The 17,373-nt window shown below is 61.9% G+C and carries 18 protein-coding genes, 1 tRNA gene and 1 riboswitch; of the genes, 16 read left to right on the top strand and 3 right to left on the bottom strand.

All coding sequences use genetic code 11. From position 1 onward, the window contains the following. Window positions 1-21: 21 nt before the first annotated feature. Window positions 22-612, bottom strand: coding sequence for a TMEM165/GDT1 family protein (locus HALAL_RS0100890; RefSeq protein WP_025272185.1), 591 nt, complete (start codon window positions 610-612; stop codon window positions 22-24). A gap of 257 nt (window positions 613-869) precedes the next feature. Next, a complete protein-coding gene (locus tag HALAL_RS0100885; RefSeq protein WP_156937541.1) occupies window positions 870-1,856 on the bottom strand; it encodes a hypothetical protein in 987 nt (328 codons plus the stop codon). 197 nt (window positions 1,857-2,053) lie between these two features. Between HALAL_RS0100885 and HALAL_RS0100880 the strand changes: the two genes are divergently transcribed. From HALAL_RS0100880 to thiC, 7 genes are all read left to right on the top strand, one after another. Then, on the top strand, window positions 2,054-2,671 hold the full coding sequence (locus HALAL_RS0100880; protein WP_029767152.1) for a class I SAM-dependent methyltransferase: 618 nt from the start codon (window positions 2,054-2,056) through the stop codon (window positions 2,669-2,671). Between the two features lie 95 nt (window positions 2,672-2,766). Next, a riboswitch (TPP riboswitch) is annotated at window positions 2,767-2,876 on the top strand. Then, a complete protein-coding gene (gene thiE, locus HALAL_RS0100875; protein ID WP_084471791.1) occupies window positions 2,870-3,571 on the top strand; it encodes a thiamine phosphate synthase in 702 nt (233 codons plus the stop codon). Its footprint overlaps the riboswitch before it by 7 nt. A gap of 4 nt (window positions 3,572-3,575) precedes the next feature. Continuing rightward, the gene (gene thiO / locus HALAL_RS0100870) at window positions 3,576-4,688 is read left to right on the top strand and encodes a glycine oxidase ThiO (protein ID WP_025272181.1); all 1,113 of its coding nucleotides are present in this window, start codon (window positions 3,576-3,578) and stop codon (window positions 4,686-4,688) included. Window positions 4,689-4,745: 57 nt separating this feature from the next. After that, window positions 4,746-4,937, top strand: coding sequence for a sulfur carrier protein ThiS (thiS, locus tag HALAL_RS0100865; protein ID WP_025272180.1), 192 nt, complete (start codon window positions 4,746-4,748; stop codon window positions 4,935-4,937). A 2-nt stretch (window positions 4,938-4,939) separates the two neighbouring features. Further along, window positions 4,940-5,707 (top strand): thiazole synthase, encoded by a 768-nt coding sequence (thiG, locus tag HALAL_RS0100860; RefSeq protein ID WP_211240406.1) that lies wholly within the window; start codon window positions 4,940-4,942, stop codon window positions 5,705-5,707. Continuing rightward, on the top strand, window positions 5,704-6,504 hold the full coding sequence (gene thiD, locus HALAL_RS0100855; protein WP_025272178.1) for a bifunctional hydroxymethylpyrimidine kinase/phosphomethylpyrimidine kinase: 801 nt from the start codon (window positions 5,704-5,706) through the stop codon (window positions 6,502-6,504). The genes thiG and thiD overlap by 4 nt, the downstream gene beginning before the upstream one ends. Before the next feature lie 2 nt (window positions 6,505-6,506). Next, on the top strand, window positions 6,507-8,078 hold the full coding sequence (gene thiC / locus HALAL_RS0100850; RefSeq protein WP_025272177.1) for a phosphomethylpyrimidine synthase ThiC: 1,572 nt from the start codon (window positions 6,507-6,509) through the stop codon (window positions 8,076-8,078). A gap of 43 nt (window positions 8,079-8,121) precedes the next feature. Here the strand turns inward: thiC and HALAL_RS0100845 are convergent, their stop codons facing one another. Beyond that, the gene (locus tag HALAL_RS0100845) at window positions 8,122-8,682 is read right to left on the bottom strand and encodes a DinB family protein (protein ID WP_025272176.1); all 561 of its coding nucleotides are present in this window, start codon (window positions 8,680-8,682) and stop codon (window positions 8,122-8,124) included. A gap of 347 nt (window positions 8,683-9,029) precedes the next feature. Here HALAL_RS0100845 and rplM point away from each other — a divergent pair, with 347 nt between their 5' ends. The 9 genes from rplM (at window position 9,030) to HALAL_RS0100800 (ending at window position 17,344) form a co-directional block, all read left to right on the top strand. After that, entirely contained in the window at window positions 9,030-9,473 is a 444-nt protein-coding gene (gene rplM, locus HALAL_RS0100840; protein WP_025272175.1) for a 50S ribosomal protein L13, read from the top strand. 24 nt (window positions 9,474-9,497) lie between these two features. Continuing rightward, on the top strand, window positions 9,498-9,983 hold the full coding sequence (rpsI, locus tag HALAL_RS0100835) for a 30S ribosomal protein S9 (protein ID WP_025272174.1): 486 nt from the start codon (window positions 9,498-9,500) through the stop codon (window positions 9,981-9,983). Window positions 9,984-10,371: 388 nt separating this feature from the next. Then, window positions 10,372-11,715 carry a phosphoglucosamine mutase gene (glmM, locus tag HALAL_RS0100830; protein ID WP_025272173.1) on the top strand — a complete coding sequence of 448 codons (1,344 nt, stop codon included), beginning with the start codon at window positions 10,372-10,374 and terminating at the stop codon, window positions 11,713-11,715. A 288-nt stretch (window positions 11,716-12,003) separates the two neighbouring features. Beyond that, window positions 12,004-12,792, top strand: a complete 789-nt coding sequence (locus tag HALAL_RS16380) for a LemA family protein (protein ID WP_169732383.1) — start codon at window positions 12,004-12,006, stop codon at window positions 12,790-12,792. Between the two features lie 27 nt (window positions 12,793-12,819). Continuing rightward, complete coding sequence (locus HALAL_RS0100820; RefSeq protein WP_025272171.1) at window positions 12,820-13,614, top strand: hypothetical protein; 795 nt, start codon at window positions 12,820-12,822, stop codon at window positions 13,612-13,614. 64 nt (window positions 13,615-13,678) lie between these two features. Further along, window positions 13,679-13,750, top strand: a tRNA-Gln gene (locus HALAL_RS0100815). A gap of 57 nt (window positions 13,751-13,807) precedes the next feature. Next, complete coding sequence (glmU, locus tag HALAL_RS0100810) at window positions 13,808-15,247, top strand: bifunctional UDP-N-acetylglucosamine diphosphorylase/glucosamine-1-phosphate N-acetyltransferase GlmU (protein ID WP_025272170.1); 1,440 nt, start codon at window positions 13,808-13,810, stop codon at window positions 15,245-15,247. Window positions 15,248-15,455: 208 nt separating this feature from the next. Continuing rightward, window positions 15,456-16,439 (top strand): ribose-phosphate diphosphokinase, encoded by a 984-nt coding sequence (locus HALAL_RS0100805; RefSeq protein ID WP_025272169.1) that lies wholly within the window; start codon window positions 15,456-15,458, stop codon window positions 16,437-16,439. Window positions 16,440-16,741: 302 nt separating this feature from the next. Continuing rightward, window positions 16,742-17,344, top strand: coding sequence for a 50S ribosomal protein L25/general stress protein Ctc (locus tag HALAL_RS0100800; protein ID WP_025272168.1), 603 nt, complete (start codon window positions 16,742-16,744; stop codon window positions 17,342-17,344). Window positions 17,345-17,373: the final 29 nt, after the last annotated feature.

The raw sequence follows: 17,373 nt of genomic DNA, 5'->3' as shown, positions 1-17,373 counted from the left end.
CGTCGCCGTACGCGCCATGTGTCAGGTGAAGGCCTCGTAGAGGTTGTAGGCGGCCAGTAGAGCCATGGCCCCGGCCCCGATCTTGGTGAGTACTCCGATCGGTACGAACTTCACGAGAGTGCGTCCACCCATGATTCCCAGGGCGGCGACCGTCCAGAGCGCCAATACCGCGCCGAGCGCGACGGACAAGGGATGTCCGTAGTGGGCGGTGAAGCTGGCCATCATCAGCTGTGACATGTCCCCGAATTCGGCGACCAGAATAATGCTGAAGCTCATCCCGGCCACTTTCCAGAACGACTTTCCGGTAGGGGTCTTCGTTTCGTCGGCGGCGTCGGCCTCGTCGTCGTCCTTATGGAAGAACAGCGTGACCGCCCCAATGAGAAACAGGGCCGCTACCACGATGGACAGGAGTTGCTGCGGAAGCAGGGTCAGCAGACTTCCCGCACTCACGGCCAGGATCACGTGGACGACGAAGGCGGCCGCCGCTCCGAGGAACACGTAGATCGGGCGAAAACGGGTGCTCAACATGAGCCCGGCCAGGGTGGTTTTATCGGGGATTTCCGCGATGAAGATGAGGCCGAATACAACGGCTGCTGCGGTGATATCGATGATGGATCCTTGCTCGGTTGGGCCGTGCCGAGGATCAAACACAAGACGACTTCGGCACGGCAGCGGGCATCACACTGCGACCGAAGGTCTCGCTGGCGGAAACCGTGGTTCCCGCTCCAGGTGCCGGGCCGGAAGGCCAGTATGTCGACAGTCTGGCGAAGAGCTACTCCCCTTCAGAGAGGTCAAGTCTACGTGGTCCCGTCGGGATACGACCAGGGTGGTGTGTCGTACTAGACAGATGCGGGCCCAACGCGGCTCGTTCACTCACCGTCCAGGTCTCGGCGGGGAAGCAGCCGGTCGACCAGCCAGGTATCGACGAGGTCGTTCACTATGGTGCGGACGGCTTCGGTTTCCTCGTTCAGCGCTTCACCGTTGGAACGTCCCACCACGGCGTAGAGAAGGTAGTGGCCGTAGGTGCTGTAGCCGACCATGGTGTCGGACCGTCCGAGGTCGGAACTCATGCCGTCCACCCGCAAGGCGGAAAACCCCCCTTCCAGATCGTTGTTGAGCTGTTCGGTGATCGATTCCGCCTCGGTGTCCGAGGACAGATTCATGACTCCAAGGGTGATGAGGAAGTCGCCGCTGTCAGAGCGGGCGGTCGCGCGCACGGTCTGGGTGCAGGCGGATTGCTCGACGAGGTCGGCCAAATCCCCGATCACCGCCTCTGTGCAGGGTTTCAGGTTCTCCTGGCCGATGACCGTGTATCCCCGCTCCGATCCGTTGGGTGTCAACACTTCGGGCCCGAACAGTTCATCGACGGTGAGGGGGTCGGGGTCGGTGTCGCGGGCGGCGATGGGGTCGACGACGTCATTGGGGTCATGGTCGAGCATCGATCCCTCTTCGGCCGTCTCACCTCCGTCGTCTCCCTGGGGGACGGCGGCCAGGGGTTGCGAGGGCGGACCGCTTTCCTTCTCCTGCAATACGATATACGTCCCCGCTAGACAGCCGGCCGTGACGGCGAGACCGGAGACGACAGCCAGGATCTTGGTCCACCGGCGCGTACGGACGCTGGCCTTTCGTGCCGCGCGGCGAAGGCGACGGGACGCGTGTATTTCGTCGAGGTGTTCCTCCAGTTCCTCTTCCGGAGTGAGCGGATGGGGGAGGTCGTCCGGGGCCAAACGAGCGGTCGGAGTGTGTTCCGGAAGTGAAGTGCCGCGGGTGGCCACCGGGCGCTGCGAAGGCGCCTGTCGTTGGCCCGGTGTTCTATCGACGTCAGGTACGCCGAACGGAGATGGAGCGTGTGGCATATTTCGGAGAATAGCCCCGCAGGAGCCGAGTACGGAGGATTTTCCCTCGTCGGGGTGAGTTTGTATGGGGATTACGGTGCGGAAACATGAACGGTCGGCGTGTCGGAATCGTTAGCAGTGGCGTGCGACACGTATCCGGGAAAACGGCGACGCTCTCCGCATGCGACGGCCGATCGCTCCAGTGGCATAATCACCGGGTGTCGAACGTAGAGCAACCCGATGACGGTCCCGAACATTACTTTTCCGCGCAGCCGACCTCGACCGACCGCGAACGAACCGTCTCCTTTGACGTCGATGGACGTTCCTATGAGTTGGTGGCCTCGGCGGGGGTCTTTTCGGGAAGTCGCCTGGATCCCGGAACGAACGTGCTTCTGGGGAAAGTCACCCCACCGGACGGAGGTGGGACGTATCTGGACCTGGGGTGTGGATACGGCCCTATTACGGCCGTTTTGGCCGAGAACCCACAGGCGCAGGTGTGGGCGGTCGATGTCAATGAGCGTGCCTTGGACCTGACTCGGCGAAACACGTCCGATTCCGAAGGGACGGTGTACGTGCGGTCGGTGGACGAGGTGCCCGCCGAGGTTCGTTTCGATGAGATCTGGTCGAACCCCCCGATCAAGATCGGTAAGGAAAGCCTGCATCGGCTCTTGAGCGAGTGGTTGCCGCGATTGCGTCCCAACGGGGTCGCCTGGCTCGTCGTTTCCAAGCACCTGGGCGGGGACTCTCTGGCGAAGTGGCTCGCCTCGGAGGGCTGGGCGGTTGACAAGCACGCCAGCGCCAAGGGTTACCGCGTCCTGCGGGTATCGCGCGACTGACACGCTGCGCATGCCTCGGTGCTGTTGTCTCACTCACGACGAAACGTGTTCGGTACTGGCGTATGAACCGTACGTGCCGTACAGTGATAATCGAACAGTGAACTCACGGGGGCCCGATGCATCGGGCTGAGATTGGACTGGGTAGTCCTGACCGTACCGACCTGATCCAGGTAATACTGGCGAAGGGAGAAGGGTGCTATGCGGTTGACTTCGCAATTGCCACGGCTACATCTCATTACGGACACACGTCTCGATTCCAATCCGATTCAGACTGCCGAGGCGGCGCTTGACGCGGGCGTTCGACTCATCCAGGTGCGCACCGAGGACCATTTCACCGATCGCGCCGAATTCGACTTGGCACGCTGTCTCATGGAAATGTGTCGACAGTCCGGGGCCTGGTGCCTCATCAATGATTCCGTCCACATCGCACAGGCGGTCGGCGCCGACGGTGTGCATCTCGGCGATGACGACCTCCCCGTCGATGCCGCTCGGCGAATCCTCGATCCGACGCTGACGATCGGAGCGACCTGCCGTGGCCCGCAAAGTGCGCGGGCGGCACGCCGCGCCGGTGCCGACTATCTCGGAGTCGGACCGGTCAACGCGACAACGACCAAAATCAGCCTTTCCGAAACCCTGGGGACCGACGGCTTGAAGGCGGTGTGCACCGCGGTCGAACTACCCGTGGTCGCGGTCGGCGGCATCGACGCCGCCAGTGCGGCGTCCTGCCGCGCAGCCGGTGCTCACGGAGTGGCGGTCGTATCCGCCGTTTCCCGTGCCAGGGACGTCCGAAGCGCCACATCCGAGCTGCTCGATGCGGTGGGAGAGACGTTCTCGGTACCTCCTCAGCCGCCGAGTACCGCCGACACGGGGCACGCGGCGTCCTCCTCACGGAGGAGCTGAACGGATGCGTATTTCCATTCTCGGAGCAGGCATCATCGGCCTCTCCGCCGCTTGGCGGCTGTCCGAGGACGGTCACGTCGTGACCGTCTACGACGGGTCACCGCAACGAGCGGCCACTCATGCGGCGGCCGGAATGCTGGCCGCGGTCACGGAGGCCGAGTTCGGCGAAGAGGATTTGGTTCCCTTTGCCGTGGAATCGGTCTCGCAGTGGCCCGATTTCGCTCGGCGTCTTGAGGCGGTGAGCGACATAGAATTGTCCTATCGTGCTCATCCTACGATCCTTTTGGGATGGAACGAGTCCGATCGCGCCGCGGTTCGGCGGCAGGTGACTCTGTATCAGCGCCTGCGGCTTCCGGTGGAGACGATCGGTGTTCGCCGCCTGCGACGCACCGAGCCTCTGCTCAGTTCCAGCTGTCGCGAAGCGCACCTGGTCACTACCGATCAGGCGGTGGACCCACGCGCTGTGCTGCGAGCCCTGTGGGTGGCGTGTGAAGGTACGGGGGTCGAATTCGTGCCGCAGGACGTTCACGACATCAGGCGGTTGGACGCCGATCGGGTCGTCCTCGCCACGGGAAATCAGGCGCGCGCCTTTGACCTTCCCATTCGACCGGTACGAGGTGTCGTGTTGCGTCTCAAGGGAACGACTGACCTTCCCGGGCACACCGTCAGGTCGATTGTGGATGACAACTCGGTGTATCTCGTGCCACGTCTCAATGGGGAACTGGTGGTCGGGGCAACGTCCGACGAAATCACCGACCCCGGGCACGGCACCGCCGGGGCGACCTTGGATCTCTTGCGGTACGCCGCCGCGCTGGTACCCGAGGTACGGGAATACCGCTTGGAAGAAGTGACGGTCGGCTATCGACCGACCGGCCCGGACAATCGCCCACTGCTCGGATACGTCGACGAGACCACCATTGTCGCCGCCGGTCACTATCGCCACGGAATCGCGCTGGCTCCCGCTACGGCGACGAGCGTGTCGGAATTGGTCGCGTCCGGAAGCAGTTCCCTCGCACCCAGCAGCTTTGATCCCTTGCGTTGGGGTGCGTGGAATCCGAACTTTCCCGTCACACCCGACGACAGATTCGTGACCGGTCGCTGGGCTACCCGCCTCTAATTCCAGATCGTCGAGCTTTTCCATAGCCCCACACCTGGATTCATTTAGGAGAGTCACATGCAAATAGAGCTAAATGGACATCTATATCACGATATACAAACGGTGGAGGAAGCCGTCCGGGCGGTCACCACGGCATCGAAAGGCATTGCCGTGGCGGTCAATGGGGAAGTGGTGCCCAAACACCGCTGGGGAACTTCCTTGAGCCCCGACGACAAAGTCGAAGTCCTGACTGCGACGCAGGGAGGTTGAGCATGGAGCCCATCACCATTGCCGGACGGCGATTCGAATCGCGACTGATCCTCGGAACCGGAGGAGCGGCGAACCGGACGCACTTGGAACAGGCCATTAGCGCCTCCGGAGCGGAAATGGTCACCGTCGCGCTGCGACGGACCGACCCGAGTAGTCCAGGCGGTCTTCTCGAATCGCTGGAAAAGCTGGGGGTATCGGTGTTGCCCAATACAGCCGGATGCTATACCGCCGAACAGGCCGTGCGCACCGCTCGTCTGGCGCGGGAAGCCTTGGAGACCGACTGGGTCAAGTTGGAAGTGGTATCCGATCCCGACACCCTCCTACCCGATCCGGTGGAACTGCTGCAAGCGGCGGAGGAATTGGTCGCCGAAGGATTCACCGTCTTGCCCTACACCAATGACGATCCGGTGATCGCGCAACGTTTGGAAGAGGTCGGTTGTGCCGCGGTCATGCCGTTGGCCGCTCCCATCGGGACCGGTCTGGGGATTCGCAACCCCCATAATCTGCGACTGATCTGTGAGCGTTCCGCCGTGCCCGTCATTTGCGATGCGGGAATCGGAACGGCCTCCGACGCGGCGCAGGCGATGGAACTGGGGTGTTCCGCCGTACTGCTGGCGACGGCGGTGACGCGAGCCGAAAACCCGGAACTGATGGCACATGCCATGCGCGCTGCCGTGGAGGCCGGATGGGCCGCCGCCCATGCCGGTCGCATACCGAAACGTTTCCTGGCGCAGGCGTCGTCGCCCGTAGAGGGGGTGGCGGAGCTGTGACCACGCCCGGAGTAACGCTCACCGTCGCGGGTTCGGATTCCGGTGGAGGCGCGGGAATTCAGGCCGATCTGCATACCTTCAAGGCGCACGGCATGCACGGAACCAGCGTTCTGACCGCGATCACGGCACAAAACACCGTGGGAGTGAGCTTCGCCCAATCGGTCGGTCCGGCAACGGTGGCCGCTCAGTTGGACGCCGTGCTGTCGGATTTTCGGGTACGTGCGGTGAAAACCGGGATGCTCGCCGATGTCGACACCCTGGACGTGGTCGCCGACTATGCGCGGAAAGGCCGGCTACCTCAGCTGGTTGTCGACCCGGTCATGGTGACCACCAGCGGAGACGCACTTTTCGAGGGGGAGGCCGAACGGTATCTGTACGCCTTTGCCGACGTCCCTACGCTGATCACGCCCAATCGTGATGAGGCGGAACGACTCAGCGGGCGAACGATCGCGGATTTGGCCGACGCTCGGTTGGCGGCCAAGGCGATCGCCTGCCGGGGCCCGCAGGCGGTGCTCGTGAAGGGAGGACATCTCGGTGAAGGCAGTACCACCGATCTCCTTTACATCGACGATCACGTCTTTACCTTCAGTTCCGATTACGTCCCCACACCGAATACCCATGGCACCGGCTGCACCCTGTCGGCGGCGATCGCGGCGCAGCTGGCCATGGGACGTGATGTGTATCAAGCCATCGACCGAGCCAAGAAATACCTGACCCGGGCGCTGCGCCGAGCCGCCTCCTGGCGGCTGGGAGCCGGTCCCGGGCCCGTAGAGCACGCAAGTCAACAAGGAGAGTAACAATGCATCCATCCCGAAAAAAGGTCTATGTCACCGGAAGCCGGGACGACATCCGCGTTCCGTTCGCGGAAGTGGCCCTCGGCGGTGACGAGGAACCGATTCGTCTGTACGACACGTCCGGGCCCGGTTCCGACGTGGTCAAGGGCCTCGACAAGGTGCGTGTCCCCTGGATCGACGAGCGCGGTCGGAATGAAACCTGCAATACTCAGCTGCACTATGCGAAAAAGGGGCAGGTGACTCCTGAGATGGAGTTCATCGCCATCCGCGAGGGGCTCGACGCAGAATTCGTGCGGAGCGAGGTGGAAGCGGGGCGCGCCATCATCCCCGCCAACATCAATCACGAGGAAACCGAGCCGATGATCATCGGGAAGAACTTCCTCACCAAGATCAACGCCAATATCGGAACCTCGGCGGTATCGGACTCCATCGAAGCCGAGGTCGACAAGATGACCTGGGCGACGACGTGGGGCGGTGACACCGTCATGGACCTGTCCACCGGTAAACACATTCACCGCACCCGCGAACACATCATCCGCAACTCACCGGTGCCCATCGGCACGGTCCCCCTCTACCAGGCCTTGGAGAAGGTCGACGGTGATCCGGTCAAACTGAGCTGGGAGGTCTATCGCGACACCATCATCGAACAGGCCGAACAAGGCGTCGACTACATGACCGTTCACGCCGGTGTGCTGCTGCGTTACGTGCCGATGGCCGCCGAGCGCGTTACCGGAATCGTCAGTCGCGGCGGCTCCATCATGGCCGCCTGGTGCCTGGCGCACCATGAGGAGTCGTTCCTATACACGCACTACCGCGAGCTGTGCGAAATATTCGCGAAGTACGACATCGCGTTTTCGCTGGGCGACGGTCTGCGGCCCGGTTCCATCGCGGACGCCAACGACGAAGCACAGTTCGCCGAGCTGCGCACTCTCGGCGAGTTGACCAAGATCGCCTGGGAATACGATGTGCAGGTCATGGTGGAAGGCCCCGGCCACGTGCCGATGCACAAGATCAAGGAGAACGTCGATCTGCAGCAGGAGATCTGCGCGGAGGCCCCGTTCTATACGCTTGGTCCTCTCACCACCGACATCGCTCCCGCCTACGATCACATCACCTCGGCCATCGGGGCGGCGATGATCGGCTGGTTCGGCACGGCCATGCTCTGCTACGTAACCCCCAAGGAACACCTGGGTCTGCCCAATCGCGACGATGTCAAAGAGGGCGTCATCGCCTATAAGATCGCCGCGCACGCCGCTGATCTTGCCAAGGGACATCCGCAGGCGCAGGCCTGGGACGATGCGCTGTCCAAGGCGCGTTTCGAATTCCGCTGGGAAGACCAGTTCAATCTGTCACTCGATCCGGATCGGGCTCGTCAGTACCACGATGAGACCCTTCCCGCTGAACCGGCGAAGACGGCCCACTTCTGTTCCATGTGCGGACCGAAGTTCTGCAGCATGAAGATCAGCCATGAACTGAAGGAATACGCCGCGCAGGGTATGGAGGACAAAAGCAAGGAATTCCTGGATCAAGGAGGCAAGGTGTACCTACCGGTCTCCGAGGTTTCTCGGAAGTCCTGATTCCCAGCCGGGACCGGCGAGTTCCGCCGGTCCCGGCCCGGCTTCAGTTGCCCGTCCAGGCGAGGTACTGCTCGTGCCAGCCTTCCACCATCGACTGGAGTTCGAACATGGTTTTGCCGTCGATGGCCTCACGGAGCATGTCGGCGTGTCCCGCGTGGCGGGCATATTCCTCGATCAAGTGATTGACGACCCAGCGTACGTTCCAGTGCGTCCGGTTCTTGGGGAACCAGGGGACCTCGGGTGGAATGGGAACCTCGTGGTCGAGACCCTTCTCTCGGACGAGGTCGTCGGTCGTGGCGCCCAGCGCGGTAATGGCGTCCAGGAGGGTATCGACGTCGCGCTCTTCCTCCTTCTTCTCGGCCGTCAGGGACGCCATGATCGCGTCGCCTGTTCCGGTCGCGATCAATTGGGCGAAGTTGTTCTCCACCGTCGCGATATGGGTGAGCAGCCACTCCAGCGACATTTCACTCTGGGTGGGTGTGGAACGCAGCTGCTCCTTGGTGAGGCCGTGCACGATGAAGCGAAACGTCTCACGTTGCTGCCGTAGGTAGGCCAGGCTGGTTTCCGTTTCATTGCCGACGGTGTCGACGATTGCGCCGCTCATGTGTGCTCTTTCTACTTTGAGGTGTATGTCGTTTTCCCGGGAACGCCATACTAGCGACGGCCTACGACATCCTCGACGAATATTTCGCTGCGTCCGTTGCGGTCGCGCACGGGCCGGGTGGGATCCCGGTTTCGCGTAGCCAACATCACTCCACCTGCGTCCTCGCTGGTTCACAGCGTCAAGTAGACTGGACGCCGTTGTGCGAGTGCCGTGAGAGGCGATGTCCTCCCGGCGCTGTCCGACGGATCTCGGTCGTCATGACAGGCCGCACCCTGTAGACCGACATCCAGGCGGCCTCCCGATCCGGGGGGTTCGTTCCACACTGACAACGAAAGCTAGGTAAGCCTGTGCGTACGTTCAGCCCTAAGCCGGCCGACATCGACCGGCAGTGGCTCGTGATCGACGCTACCGACGTAGTGTTGGGTCGGCTAGCGACACACGCAGCCCAAATCCTCCGGGGAAAACACAAGGCCACATTCACGCCTAACACCGACATGGGTGACTACGTCATCATCGTGAATGCGGAAAAGGCCGTGTTGACCCGTAACAAACTCCGGGACAAGAAAGCCTACCGCCACTCCGGTTACCCGGGCGGTCTCAAGGAACAATCCTACGCTGAATTCATGGAAAGAGCTCCGCACAAGGTCGTTGAGAAGGCCGTCCGCGGCATGCTGCCGAAGACCAAGCTTGGTCGCGCCATGTTCAAGAAGCTGAAGGTGTACGCGGGGGAGAACCACCCGCACGCGGCCCAGCAGCCCAAGCAGTACGAGATCACGAAGGTCGCGCAGTAGGCGCGGGGCTAAGGAGCATATTAAATGACTGATCAGAACGAAGTCACCGAAGAAGTCGCGGCCGAGGTTCCGGCCGACGTGGCAGCGGCTCCTGCCGTTCCCACCGTCCCCGCCGTTCCCACCGACCGTCCGGTGCAGACCGTCGGTCGCCGTAAGCAGGCCATCGCTCGGGTTCGTCTCGTACCGGGAACCGGCAAGTTCACCGCGAACAAGAAGTCGCTGGACGACTACTTTCCGAGTAAGGTCCACCAGCAGACGATCACCGATCCGCTCACTCTCACCGAGACGCTGGAGCAGTACGACGTTCTCGCCAACCTGACCGGCGGTGGCCCCAGTGGCCAGGCCGGCGCGTTGCGCATGGCCGTCGCCCGCGCCCTGGTTGAAATCGACCCCAACCTGCGTGGTGCGCTGAAGAGCGCCGGTTTCCTCACTCGGGACGCTCGTGAGAAGGAAAGCAAGAAGTACGGTCTCAAGAAGGCCCGCAAGGCGCCGCAATACTCGAAGCGCTAAATGTCCCATTCGGACAGTGGTATGGAAAGGCACGGCCGGGTCCGTGCCGGGCCGTGGCCACCGTCAGCGTACGGTGGCCGACACTGTCGTCCGGGGCGTTGAGCATTTCCGGGTCATCCGCGGAGATGCCGACATCGAGGGGTTATCGCTGTTCTCCCACCGATCCGAATCTGGGTTCGGGCGGAACGGACAGCGATAACCCCTCGATTGCTTATTGGGGCCGAACACCCGGTAACAGGTCACCGGTTCGGCGAATGTACCAGGTAAAACGTGGTTTCGGGCCGACCGTTCAGGGACGAGGAGACGGTCGGTGTTCGAATCCGTTTCCAATATCGACTTGAATACAATGACGTACACAATGTCACCGAGTAGTGAATGAGGTTGAATGGTGGCTCGATTGTTTGGGACCGATGGCGTGCGGGGGCGCGCCAATGCGACGTTGACGCCCGAATTGGCCTTGCGGCTCAGTGAGGCCGCCGCGACGGTTTTGCGCGGTTCGGAGGGCACCAAGCCCAAAGTGATCATTGCCGACGACGGACGCCTGTCCGGCGGTATGCTTAAGGCCGCCTCGGTGGCGGGGTTGAGTTCGGCAGGCGCGGACGTCGTGGACGTAGGTGTCGTTCCCACGCCCGCGACCGCCTATCTCACCGACGTGCTGGGTGCGGACTTCGGAGTCATGATTTCGGCCAGCCATAATCCGATGCCCGACAACGGCATCAAGTTCTTCGCCGCCGGGGGACGCAAGTTGCCCGACGATGTCGAAGACGCGATCGAGTCGGCGATGGACGTGGAGTTGCCCCGCCCGCAAGGCTCAGAGCTCGGTGCTGTCACGAGGGACTCCGGTGCGCGTCAACGCTACATCGATCATGTCGTGTCCACATGCGATCAATCTCTGTCGTCGCTTTCGGTCGTTCTCGACCCCGCGAACGGTGCCGCCGCTACCGTCACCCCCGATATCCTGCGCGCTTGCGGGGCGCACGTGACGGTTGTCAACGGCGATCCCAACGGACTCAACATCAATGAAAACGCCGGATCCACCCATATCGACGGCCTGCGGCGTGAGGTCGCGGATCGCCGGGCCGACTTGGGCATCGCCTTGGACGGGGACGCCGACCGGTGTCTCGCGGTAGACGCCTCCGGGGAGGTGGTGGACGGAGACGCCATCATGGCCGTCCTCGCCTCCGCGATGAAGGAACGCGGGCAGCTCAACAAGAACACCCTGGTTGCGACGGTCATGAGTAACCTCGGCCTTCACCAGGCGATGCAGCGTGAAGGAATCGCACTGGAAACCACCAAGGTCGGTGACCGCTACGTTCTGGAACGCCTTATCGAATCCGACCTGTCCCTTGGAGGGGAGCAGTCCGGGCACATCGTGGTGCCGCGCTATGCCACCACTGGTGACGGTTCTTTGACGGCCGTTCTGCTCTTGGCGCGGATGGCGGAGACGGGGCGTTCGCTGCGGGAGCTGGCGGAAATCTACACTGCCGCACCTCAAGTGTTGATCAACGTTCCGGTGGAGGACAAGGGAATCATGGACGCCGAACCGGTACGCGACAGGGTGGCGCACTGGAAGGACGAGTTGGGAGACGACGGACGTGTGCTGTTGCGTCCCTCCGGAACCGAACCCTTGGTGCGTGTCATGGTGGAGTCGTCCGAGGTGGCGGTGGCCGAATCGGTCGCCAACGACCTGGTGGCCGTATTGCGTTCGGTCGCTATCGATCACGCCGGCTAAGAGGGTCGGCTGAGTCCGGCGTAGCGGCGGATCGACGATTCGCGGTCAGGGGCCGTCGTCTGTTTCGGCGGCCGCCAACGGGTTTGGCCCACATTACTTCCCGCGATTACCACGTATGCGGGGAATCGACGATCTTTGCGATCATCGTTTGCCGCCCTAGGATTCCAGTGGCACCGATGGGTTATGCTTCATCGTATGGTTCCAGTGGTAATTTCATTGGTCGCGCTATTTGCGATTTTCATTATTTTGGCAATTATTGTGATGAGCAGTCACAATAAGTTGGTCCGTTTGCGAAACATAACGCAAGAGTCGTGGGCACAAATCGATGTCGAATTGCAGCGTCGCTACGACTTGCTTGACAATCTGATGTACGTGGTGCAGCAGGCCGCCGGGGCGGAGAACGCCACTCTGGTGCAGGTCGCACAGGCACGTTCCATGGCGATGCAGACTCGACAGAACCCGCAGGCCGGTCACGCGGCCCAAGGGCAAGCCGAAGGTCAACTGACCCAAGCTGTTCGAGGCGTCATTATGATGCAGGAACAGTACCCCGAATTGAAGACGAATCAAAACTTCCTGCAAGCACAACAGGAAATTGTGGACACTGAAAACCGTATCGCGGCACCCCGCCGTTTCTACAACGCCAATGTGCGCGAATACAATACCGCCACTCAAGTCTTTCCCGGAAACATCTCCGCGAAGTTCGGGGATTTCCCTCCCGAAGAGTACTTTGAACTCGACTCTCCCGAGGCGCGTCAGAGCCCCAACCTGCGCGGTGCGGGGGATCCGAGCTATATGCAGCCTGGAGCGCATCAGCAACCCGCTCCTCCGGCTCCACCGCAGGGCCAGCCACAAATGCCCCCTCCCAACGCGCCAGGGCAGATTCCCCAGCAGCAGGCCCCCCAGCCCGCACCCCCACAGCAGCCGCAACAACCGCAACAGATGCCCGGATACGGCCAGCCGCAACCGGGCGGGCAGCAGATGCCGCCTCCCGGCTACGGGCAACAACCACCTCCGCCGCAGCAGCCGCAGCAACCCGGCTACGGACACCAGCCGCCGCCTCCTCCCGGACACGGTTAGAGCCTCCTCCCCGGAAAGGACCGACACATGTTGCCTGGCACCCTCGTTCAGGTTGGCGCCGCAGCGCTAGAGAAAGGCACCCTTCTGCTGGACCGATTCATACCCTCGTGGATGGCGGCCGGGGCATCGGGATGGACCGACGGTGCCGTTCGAGGTAGTAGCAGTAGCGGGGAAACCGACTGGGTGGTCCTCGTGTTCGTGATCATCATCGCGGTACCGCTCATCGGGTTGATGGTATGGCTGCGCAAGAAGAAGGTACGCGAATACCGCGCCTGGGCCGCTCAAAACGGATTCCATTACGAACCGCGTGACGACACCGTCGCCGAGCTCTCCACGGGTGAACCGTTTCAAGAGGGAAGCTCGCGAATGGGGATGGACGTGTTCCGCGGGCAATATCGCGGAATGCACGTGATGTTCTTCCACTACCAGTACACGACCGGATTCGGTAAGGACAGGGAGAGCCATCCCTTCCAAGTGGCCGCGATCGGACTACCCGCTCCGCGGCCCCGACTCGACATCGGACACGAAGGTTGGTGGTCGCGGCGTTTCACCGCCGACATCGATTTTGAAAACCAGGCCTTCAACAATCATTACAAAATCAATTGTGACAGTCGTCGTTTCGCTTTCGACATCATTCATCCCCGCACGATGGAATGGATGCTTTCCGACCCTCGCGCCCTGCACAATGAATGGCGGTTCGAAGGCCAATGGTTGTTGACCTGGCGGGCCGGTGGGCTGAACTTCGAGGACGTTTTTCTGTATCTGGACTTCCTCATTGACATTTACTCACAGGTCCCCCGATTCGTGTGGGCCAACCAATAGTAGTATTATCGTGGACGCGCGCATTTCGGACGATCGCTCCGAGGCACGCGTCCACAAATGGAAATGGCCCGTGGTGTAATAGGCAACACTGCTGATTTTGGTTCAGCCATTCCAGGTTCGAGTCCTGGCGGGCCAGCTTTTCGATGGTGGGTGACCGCTCCAGCCGCCCACCGCCACCGCTAAGATGACGGTGATGAGTAAAGAGCGCCACTCCATTATCCTGGCCGCCGGGCTGGGTACGAGAATGAAGTCATCGAAGCCCAAAGTCCTGCACCCCATCTTGGGTAGGACCCTCTTGGGGCATGTTCTCCGGGCCGTCGGCTCCATTCGACCACAGCGCCGAGTCGTCGTTGTGGGGGCAGCCGCCGATCAAGTGACGGATTATCTGGATCAGAGTTTTCCCGACGCCGAAACCGCTCTCCAGGCGGAACAGAACGGCACGGGGCACGCGGTGCGGGTGGCCTTGGACGCCAGTCCCGACATGACCGGAACGGTCGTCGTCACCGTGGGCGACGCACCGTTGATACGGGCCGAGACCTTTCAAGCGCTCGTCGACACGCACGAGAAACACGACAATGCGGCCACGGTCCTGACGGCGGTGGTGGACGACCCCACCGGGCTGGGACGCATCGTGCGTGACTCGGAGGGGAAAGTGGAGCGCAACGTCGAACACCGCGATGCCGACGACGCGACCCGCGCGATTCACGAAATCAATTCCGGCATGTACGCCTTCGACGTCGCGGCCCTGCGAGAGGCCCTCGACAAGGTCACCACGGACAACGAACAGGGCGAGGAGTACCTCACCGACGTTCTGGAAATCCTGCGTGACTCCCAGCGTCAGATCGGGGCGCACGTCGTCGACGACCCGACCGAAGTGCTGGGCTGCAATAACCGGGCCCAGTTGGCCTCCTTGAGCGCGATCATGCGCGAGCGCATCAACCGGGAACTCATGCTGGCGGGAGTGACGATCGACGATCCCGCGACCACCTGGATCGATGCCACGGTAACGGTCGGGCGCGATGTCACGATCCATCCGAACTGTCAGCTCAAAGGGGCCACCGCCGTGGACGCGGGTGCGTCCATCGGGCCCGACAGCACCCTGATCGACACCATCGTGGACGCCGACGCCACCGTCGTCCGCACTCACGCCGACCAGGCACGGATCGGGGCCGAGGCAACGGTCGGTCCGTTCACTCACCTGCGCCCCGGATCCAATATCGGAACGACGTCTCGAGCGGGTGCCTTCGTGGAGATGAAGAACTCCGAGGTAGGGAGCGGGAGCAAGGTACCGCACCTGTCCTATCTGGGCGACACGACGGTAGGCGAGAAGGCCAATGTGGGCTGCGGTGTGATCGTGGCCAATTACGACGGTGTGGACAAGCACCGGACCGACATCGGTGACGGGGTCTTCGTAGGATGCGACAGCGTCCTAGTGGCGCCGGTCAACCTCGACGACGGAAGCTACGTGGCCGCGGGTTCGGTCGTCACCAACGACGTACATCCAGGTGAACTGGCCGTGGCCCGTTCCCGCCAACGCAATATCGACGACTGGGTTCCCAACAAACGTCCCGGCACGGTGACGGCGGAGGCCGCGGAAAGGGCCCTGCGGGAGGAAGGCGACACCCGAGAGTAGGAGCACACTATTGGCCCCCGCCCTGTAAAGATGCCATCCTGGACGGGGGACACTTAACCTTGTCTTCTCCTGATCGCCCGAAGCAGTTGTCATTGGGCCGTCATCGGCTTGTCGGATGTGCGCAAGGGATGCCGGTTCGAAGGGTAAAACCGCGGCTCTTCGTGCGACGGGTCTTCGTTGCTGCGCATTTGCGGGGGTCAATTACAACATGGCTAGTATGTCAGCCGTCAATTCGAAGAATCTCATGCTGTTTTCGGGGAGAGGTTATCCGGAACTGGCTGATGAAATTGGAAAATTCCTGGGTGTCGCACCTACGCCCACGTCCTCGTATTCGTTCGCGAACGGTGAGGTGTTCGTTCGCTTTGAAGAGTCCGTTCGCGGTTGTGACGCGTTCGTCGTCCAGTCGATGACCAATCCCATCAACGAATGGGTCATGGAAACCCTGTTGATGCTGGACGCGTTGAAGCGGGGATCCGCGAAGCGGATCACCGTTCTAGTGCCGTTTTACCCCTATTCACGTCAAGACAAGAAACACCGTGGTCGGGAACCCATTTCGGCACGGCTCATGGCGGATCTGCTGAAGACCGCCGGTGCGGATCGCATTCTGACGGTCGATCTGCACACCGCCCAGATCCAGGGTTTCTTCGACGGACCGGTCGACCACCTCTTTGCCATGGGGACATTGGCCAAGCACGTTGAGGAGAATTACGGCGATCGCCGTCTGACGATCGTCTCGCCCGACTCCGGACGGGTTCGTCTGGTGGAACGCTGGGCCGACCGTCTCGGCGGCTGCCCGATCGCGTTCATTCACAAGACACGTGACCCATTGCGCCCCAACGAAGTTGTGGCCAACCGCGTCGTCGGTGAGGTCGAAGGCCGGACCTGTGTTCTGGTCGACGACATGATCGATACCGGAGGGACGATCGTGTCGGCGGCGGAGATGCTGCGTGAGGCCGGGGCGGCCGACGTCGTCATGGCGACCACTCACCCCATTCTGTCGGATCCGGCCACGGAACGCTTGGCGGCGGCTCCGGTCAGCGAAGTCATCGTGACCAACACCCTGCCATTGCCGGAAAAGGCTCGTGACCTCGAAAAGGTCACCACTCTTTCCATCGCGCCACTGGTCTCCAAGGCGATCTGGGAGGTATTCAACGACGGTTCGGTGACGACTCTCTTCGGTGGGTTGTCCTAAACCGCGAAAACGTTCCAGGAGTCCCGGTGGCGATGTCGTCGCCGGGACTTTTGCTTGTGCGGTCGGAATGCGGTCGGGACCCGGCGTACGCAGGTTCGTTTAGATCACAGGCAATGCCGCGGATGCGGATATGGGAAGCAAATGTAGTACGCTAGAAAAGTTGCCATCGGCGAGGGCATCACAGTAAAGATGTGACGATGCCGTAATCGACGCTAGGCGTAGGTTCTCAGGGTTCCCTGTCCCCAACGCTGGTATGTCGAGCGCCTCAATTTCTATCACTCAGATACCTTAGGGAGCTTTTCATGTCTGAAGTAAAAATCAGCGCTGAGATTCGCACGGACTTCGGTAAGGGTGCCGCCCGCCGTACCCGTCGTGCCGGGAAGGTTCCGGCCGTCATTTACGGTCACGGCTCCGAGCCGCGCCACATTTCCCTCCCGACGCTGGAATTCGCCACCATCATCCGTAACGGTGGACTGAACCAGTTGATTCAAGTCGAGGTCGAGGGTGGCGCTCAGGAACTGGTCATGCCGAAGGACGTTCAGATCGATCCTTTGAAGGACTCGCTCGTCCACGCCGACCTGTTGATCGTCAGCCGTTCGGAGAAGATCACCACCGACGTGCCGCTCAATTTCGTGGGCGAGCCGGAGAAGGGTGGAATCGTCGTGCACGAGCTCGACACTTTGAGCGTCGAAGCCGCCGCTACCACCATCCCCGAGTCCATCGAGGTCTCCCTCGAAGGACTGCCGGTCGGCGAATCGATCTCCGCTTCCGCGGTCGACCTTCCCAAGGGCGTCGACCTGATCACCGAAGCCGACCAGGTATTGGCCTCCGTGACCGTTCCGCGTGCCTCCGCCGTTGAGGACGAGGAAGCGAGCGAGGAAGAGTCCGGAGAAAGCGCCGAGTAAGTATCGACCGGCGTGTCATCGCCGTCGCG

It is taken from the genome of Haloglycomyces albus DSM 45210 (assembly GCF_000527155.1).
Classification (GTDB): Bacteria; Actinomycetota; Actinomycetes; order Mycobacteriales; family Micromonosporaceae; genus Haloglycomyces; species Haloglycomyces albus.
This window is presented reverse-complemented; position numbering and strand designations above follow the sequence as displayed.